We start from the raw sequence: 6390 nt of genomic DNA, 5'->3' as shown, positions 1-6390 counted from the left end.
CGCCTCAAAACGGGGGCACTGACCGATTTCGATTTGTTCATGGATCAGGGCTGGCAGGTCGAGGCATGCCGCACGGAGCGGGCTTGGTTCGAAGCCGCCGCACGGCACGCCCTGCTGGAAAACCACTGGACCCGCGAACAGCATCGTCTTTCCGATGAAGCCTGGACCCAGGGCACCGCGTTGCGTCAGGCTGAACGCTTTCTGGAAGCGGCGGAAGCCTATCGTCGGAGTGCTGAGGTGGAACAGGCCAGCGGGCGCCCCCGGATGCAGGATCTGACGGCGAAACTCAGTCTAGCCGCCTTGATGTACCAACGGATTGCACGCTACGGTGAAGCTGAGCCACTCTTTCGTGAGGCGCTGGCGATCCGGCAGCAGGCCTTGCCCGAGGGGCATCCAGATATCGCCACCAGCCTCAACAGCCTGGCAGAGTTGCTTCTGGCCACTGGTCGTTACGGCGAAGCCGAACCGCTCTTGCGCGAGGCGCTGGCGATCTGCCGGCAGGTCTTGCTTGAGGGGCATCCCGACATCGCTCTAACCCTCAACAACCTCGCGTTGTTGCTGGAGACCACCGGTCGCTATGACGAAGCCGAGCCGCTCTACCGTGAGGCGCTGGCAATCCGGCAGCAAGCCCTGCCTGCCGGACATCCCGCCATCGCCGGAAGCCTCAACAACCTGGCCGAGCTGCTCAAGACCACCGGTCGCCCCGCCGAGGCCGAGCCGCTATACCAACAGGCACTCCAGATCGCCCAAAGCCTCCAGGTGCCCGAACTGCTCTGGACCGTCCAGGGCAACCTCGCCGACTTCTATGCGAAGCACTCCCAACGCCCGCGAGCAATCCTCTTCGGCAAGCAGGCCGTCAACACGCTCCAGGCCGTGCGCCAGAATCTGGTCGGCACCGAACAGGCCATCCAGCAGTCTTTCCTCAAGAACAAAGAATGCTATTACAAGCATCTGGCGGACTGGCTAATCGCCGAGGGCTGCCTGCGGGAGGCGCAGCAGGTTCTGGAGATACTCAAGGCGCAGGAACACTTCGAGTTCATACGCGGCGACCTGTGCCATACCCAATCCACACAGGACAGATCAGATTCGACTGGAGAGGTTTGCCATGCAGGAGCGTAATGAGTCATCGAATTTGATCCTGCATGGCAATCGTCGGAATGAAGCCCGTGCACCGGAGGCCGCTGCACCGTGGCTCCAGATGCGGGATCGGGCGGTAGAACTCAGTCAGGCTGCCGCGACGCATGAACGGTTTGCACGCTACGGTGAAGCCGAGCCGCTCTATCGCGAAGCGCTCGCGATTTTTCAGCAGGTTCTGCCCGAGTGGCATCCCGATATCGCCACCAGCCTCAGCAATTTGGCAACATTGCTGTATATCACCGGTCGCTACGGAGAGGCGGAGCCGCTCTACTGCGAGGCCCTAGCGATCCGGAAGCAGGCCCTGCCCGAGGGGCATCCCTCCATCGCCAACAGCCTCAACGACCTGGCAGGGTTACTGGAAATCACCGGTCGCTATAATGAAGCTGAACCACTCTACCGTGAGGCGCTCGCGATCCGGCAACAAGCCCTGCCTGAAGGGCATCCCGACATTGCTCTCAGCCTCAACAACCTAGCGTGGTTGCGGGAGGTCAATGGTTGCTACAGCGAAGCCGAACCGCTCTATCGCGAGGCGCTCGCGATCCAGCAGCAGGCCCTGCCTGAAGGGGATTCCGACATTGCTCTCAGCCTCAGCAACCTGGCCAGGTTGCTGGAGACCACCGGTCGTTATGGCGAAGCCGAGCCGCTCTACCGCGAGGCCCTAGCGATCCAGCAGCAGGCCCTGCCAGAAGGGCATCCCGACATCGCCAGCAGCCTCAACAATCTGGCGTGGTTGCTGACGACAACCGGTCGCTACAGTGAAGCCGAGCCGCTCTACCGCGAGGCCCTGGCGATCCAGCAGCAGGCTCTGCCCAAGGGACATCCATACATCACTAACAGCTTCAACAAACTGGCACAGTTGCTGGAGATCACCGGTCGCACCAGTGAAGCCGAGTCGCTCTACCGCGAGGCCCTGGCGATCCAGCAGCAGGCTCTGCCCGAAGGGCATCCCGGCATGGCCCTCTGCCTCAACAACCTAGCCTGGTTGCTGGAGACCACCGGACGCACCACTGAAGCCGAACCGCTCTACCGCAAGGCTCTGGCGATCCAGCGGCAGGCGCTGCCCGAAGGGCATCCCAACATTGCCGCCACCCTCAACAACCTGGCCGGGGTGCTTGAGACTACCGGTCGCACTAGCGAAGCCGAGCCGCTCTACTGCGAGGCCCTGGCGATCCGGCAGCAGGCCCTGCCCGAAGGGCATCCCGACATCGCCAAAAGCCTCAATAATCTGGCGTGGTTGCTGACGACGACAGGTCGCCATAGTGAAGCCGAGCGGCTCTACCGTGAGGCTCTGGCGATCCGACAGAAGGCTCTGCCCGCAGGTCATCCTGATATCGCTAACAGTCTCAACAACTTGGCGAAGTTACTTCGGGCCACCGGACGCACCGACGAGGCTGAACCGCTTTACAGGCAGGCACTCCAGTTGAAGGAGGCCTATATGAACCGATCCGAACTTGCCCGACCCTTTACGATGCCACTGACGACGGGCGCCGTCGCGCTGGAAACGACGACACCGCCCGCCGCCGTGCCGGATACCACAGAGCCGTCAGGTCAGGCACCCTGGACGGCGCCCCCCCAAACACCGGATGCGGCCACACTGCGTCAGCGTGCGTGGGAGCGTTTTGAAGCGGGTCAGGCGGACCAAGCCCTCGATCTCCTGACTGAGGCCATCGCCCGTTTTCCAGACGATGCGTCGAACTACTGGTGGCGCAGTCAAATCCTGAGCAATTTGAAGCACTATGACTCGGCCATTGCCGATCTGCGCCGGACAACTGAGCTGAAGCTGGAGTTTGCGGGTGCCTGGGGCAAACTTGGCTGGTACCTGATACTCCAAGGCGATTTCGCGGCGGCCCAAGCAGCAAGCCATCGCGCGGTAGAGCTGGAGCCGGACAACTTCGCCTGGAATCTCAACCTTGGCCACGCCTATCTGTTACAGGGAGATCGCGAAACCGCGCACGGCTGGTATGAGAAAACGATCCCGCTGATTCCGGATGAGGGCAGTCTCAACACAGGACCACTGGCCGACTTCGATCTATTCATTGAGCGGGGCTGGCAGGTGGAGGCGAGTCAGGAAGAACGGGGTTGGCTGGAAGTCTCTGCCCGGCGGGCTCTACCGGAAAACCAGCGGGTCCGAGAGCAGCACCGGCTGGCCGATGAAGCCTGGACACAGGGTGAGGAGCTGCGCCAATCAGAACGATTTCAGCAGGCGACTGAGGCGTATCTTCGGAGTGCCGAGGTGGAACGAGCCAGCGGGCGCCCCCGGATGTCGTATCTGGTGACTGAACTCCGTAAGGCTGCCGCGATGTACGAACGACTTGCACGCTACGGTGAAGCCGAATCCCTCTACCGCGAGGCGCTGGCGATCAGTCAGCAATTTCTGTCCAATAGGCATCCCACAGTCGCCACCGGCCTCGACAACCTAGCAGGGTTGCTTAAGGCCACAGGCCGCTACGCAGAAGCCGAGTCGCTCTACCGCGAGGCGCTGGCGATCCGTCGGAATACGCTAGCCGAGGGACATCCTGCCATCGCCACCAGCCTCAACAACCTGGCGACGTTGCTGGCGGCCACTGGTCGCTATGGCGAAGCCGAGCGGCTCGTCCGCGAGGCGTTGGCGATCAGCCAAAAAGCCCTGCCGGAGGGGCAGCTGCACATCGCCAACAGTCTCAACAACCTAGCGCAGTTGCTGAAGACCGCCGGCCGCTACGGCGAGGCCGAGCAGCTCTTATGCGAGGCGCTGGCGATCAATAAAAAAGCCCTGCCGGAGGGGCATTCCGACATCGCCCTCATACTCAACAATTTGGCAGCGTTGCTGGCGACCACTGACCGCACTGGTGAAGCCGAGCCGCTCTACCGTGAGGCTCTGGCGATCCGACAGAAGGCTCTGCCTGAAGGGCATCCCGACATTGCCGTCAGTCTCAATAATTTGGCCAAGTTGTTGGAGGCCACCGGTCGCTACAGTGAAGCTGAGGCGCTCTACCGCGAGGCGCTGGCGATCTTCCGACAGGCTCTGCCTGAAGGGCATCCCGACATTGCCGTCAGTCTCAACAATTTGGCTAAGTTGCTGGAGACCACCGGTCGCACCGCCGGCGCCGAAACCTTTTACCGGCAGGCCGTCCAGATTGTTCAAGAGCACCAGACGCCCGAATGAAAGCCCGCTTGTTCAATTTTGTTGTTGATTCTGCGCGCCAAAAGAGCCTGAACGGTTGAACCGGCAGCCACTGAGCGAGGCGGCGATCCGCTTTACGGATGATCGGGCGTGTCAGCCATCACTTCGGTCGACTGGCTGACGTCAGACTCGTTGAACTTCATTGGAGGATGTTTGTATGAAACGATCCGGACTCGCTTGGCCCTTCCTGATCCTACTGACGGTGGGCGCCGTTGCGCAGGAGGCGGCTCCGCCGTCGACCGAGGCTGCTGCAGCGGGTGCGCCGCCGACCACGTCGGCGCCAGATACGGAGACCCAGCGCCAGATACAACGTGCAGAGCAATTGAACAAACAGGGAACTGCTCTTTACGAACAGGATCGCCACGACGAGGCCAAACTCCTGTTAAGCGAGGCACTAAAAATTCTGCGTGCCACACTTCCCAGTGGTCATCCTAAAATCGCCACGAGCCTCAACAACCTGGCAACCTTGCTAGACACAACCGGCCTCTATGCCGAGGCCGAGCCGCTCTATCGCGAGGCGCTAGCGATTCGGCGCTCGGCTCTCCCTGAGGGACATCCTGACATCGCCACGAGCCTCAACAACCTAGCGTTCTTACTTCATGTTACAGCCCGCTACACTGAAGCTGAGCCACTTTACCGTGAGGCATTGACGATTGATCGCACCGCTCTGGCCGCAAACCATCCCGACCTTGCCATCAGTCTCGGCAACTTGGGGAGCTTGCTCAGAGCCACAGGCCGCTATGTCGAAGCCGAACAACTTCTCCGCGAGGCACTGACGATTGATCGCACTGCTCTGCCTGAACATCATCCCGGACTTGCCATCAGTCTCAGCAACTTGGCGAACTTACTGGAAGCTACAGGTCGCACCGCCGAAGCGGAACCTCTTCAACGCGAAGCGCTGGCAATCCGGCGCGCCGCCCCCCCCAAGAGCCATCCCGAAATTGCTACTAGCCTCAACAGCGAGGTTCCGTCTCCAATCGAAGCCGCCGTAGCGCCCGCACCGCCGATCGCGTCGTCGCTAGATACGGAGACTCAGCGCCAGAAACAACGTGCGGCGCAATTGAACGAACAAGCCATAGCGCTTTACCAACAGAATCGCTATGGAGAAGTCGAAACGCTGTTGCGCGAGGCGCTGAATATTCTTCGCGCCATCCTGCCCGAAAGCCATCCTGACATTGCCACCAGCATCAATAATCTGGCGTACTTGCTTGTGACCACCGGCCGCACCGGTGAAGCCGAGCCGCTCTACCGCGAGGCGCTGGCGATTCGGCAACAGGCTCTGCCCGAGGGGCATCTCGACATCGCTACTAGCCTCAACAACTTGGCAGGGGTGCTCGATACCACCGGCCGTTACGCCGAAGCTGAGCCGCTCTTGCGCGAGGCATTGGCGATCTTGCAGAAGACCTTGCCTGTCGGGCATCCCGACATTGCTGCCAGCCTCAACAATTTAGCTGAGTTACTACGGACCACCGGCCGCACCGGTGAAGCCGAGCCGCTCTACCGCGAGGCGTTGGTGATCTTGCGGAAGACCCTGCCAGCCGAGCACCCTGATATCGCCAGCATCATCAACAACCTGGCGTTGTTGCTCAAGACCATTGGTCGCTATGCTGAGGCCGAGCGGCTCTACCGTGAGGCGCTGGCGATCCGGCAACAGGCCCTGCCCACTGGACATCCCAATATCGCTCAAAGCCTCAATAACCTGGGAGCATTGCTGAAGACTACTGGTCGCGACGCCGAGGCCGAGCCGCTCTTGCGCGAGGCGCTGGCAATTCGGCAGAAAGCTCTGCCTGCTGGCCATTCCGACCTCGTCCAAAGCCTCAACAACCTGGCTGCATTGCTGACGACAACCGGGCGCTACAACGAAGCTGAGCCGTTCTTGCGCGAGGCGCTGTCAATCCGCAAAAAGACACTGCCTGCCAGTCATCCCCTCCTCGCCAATAGCCTCAACAGTCTGGCGGGTCTGCTGATAAAGAACACCGAGCGCCCCAGTGAAGCCGAGCCGCTCGTCCGCGAGGCGCTGGCGATCGTTAGGAAGGCCCTACCCGAGGGGCATCCGGACATCGCTATCAGCCTCAACAACCTAGCGTGGC

3 protein-coding genes are annotated in these 6390 nt (G+C 61.3%); all 3 read left to right on the top strand.

Annotation, left to right across the window (positions count from 1 at the left end):
* The coding region (locus HW932_RS21195; protein ID WP_176978442.1) for a tetratricopeptide repeat protein at positions 1–1119 on the top strand (1119 nt) is incomplete at its 5' end.
* Positions 1106–4282 carry a tetratricopeptide repeat protein gene (locus HW932_RS21190; protein ID WP_176978441.1) on the top strand — a complete coding sequence of 1059 codons (3177 nt, stop codon included), beginning with the start codon at positions 1106–1108 and terminating at the stop codon, positions 4280–4282. The genes HW932_RS21195 and HW932_RS21190, both read left to right, overlap by 14 nt.
* A 175-nt stretch (positions 4283–4457) precedes the next feature.
* The coding region (locus HW932_RS21185; protein WP_176978440.1) for a tetratricopeptide repeat protein at positions 4458–6390 on the top strand (1933 nt) is incomplete at its 3' end.

The organism is Allochromatium humboldtianum, from assembly GCF_013385175.1.
Taxonomy (GTDB): Bacteria; Pseudomonadota; Gammaproteobacteria; order Chromatiales; family Chromatiaceae; genus Thermochromatium; species Thermochromatium humboldtianum.
Note: the sequence above shows the minus strand (reverse complement) of the source record. Positions and strands in the feature narration are given on the sequence as shown.

Coding starts and splice junctions, on each gene's coding strand:
- HW932_RS21190 (WP_176978441.1), top strand. CDS start 1,106: ATGCAGGAGCGTAATGAGTCATCGAATTTGATCCTGCATGGCAATCGT.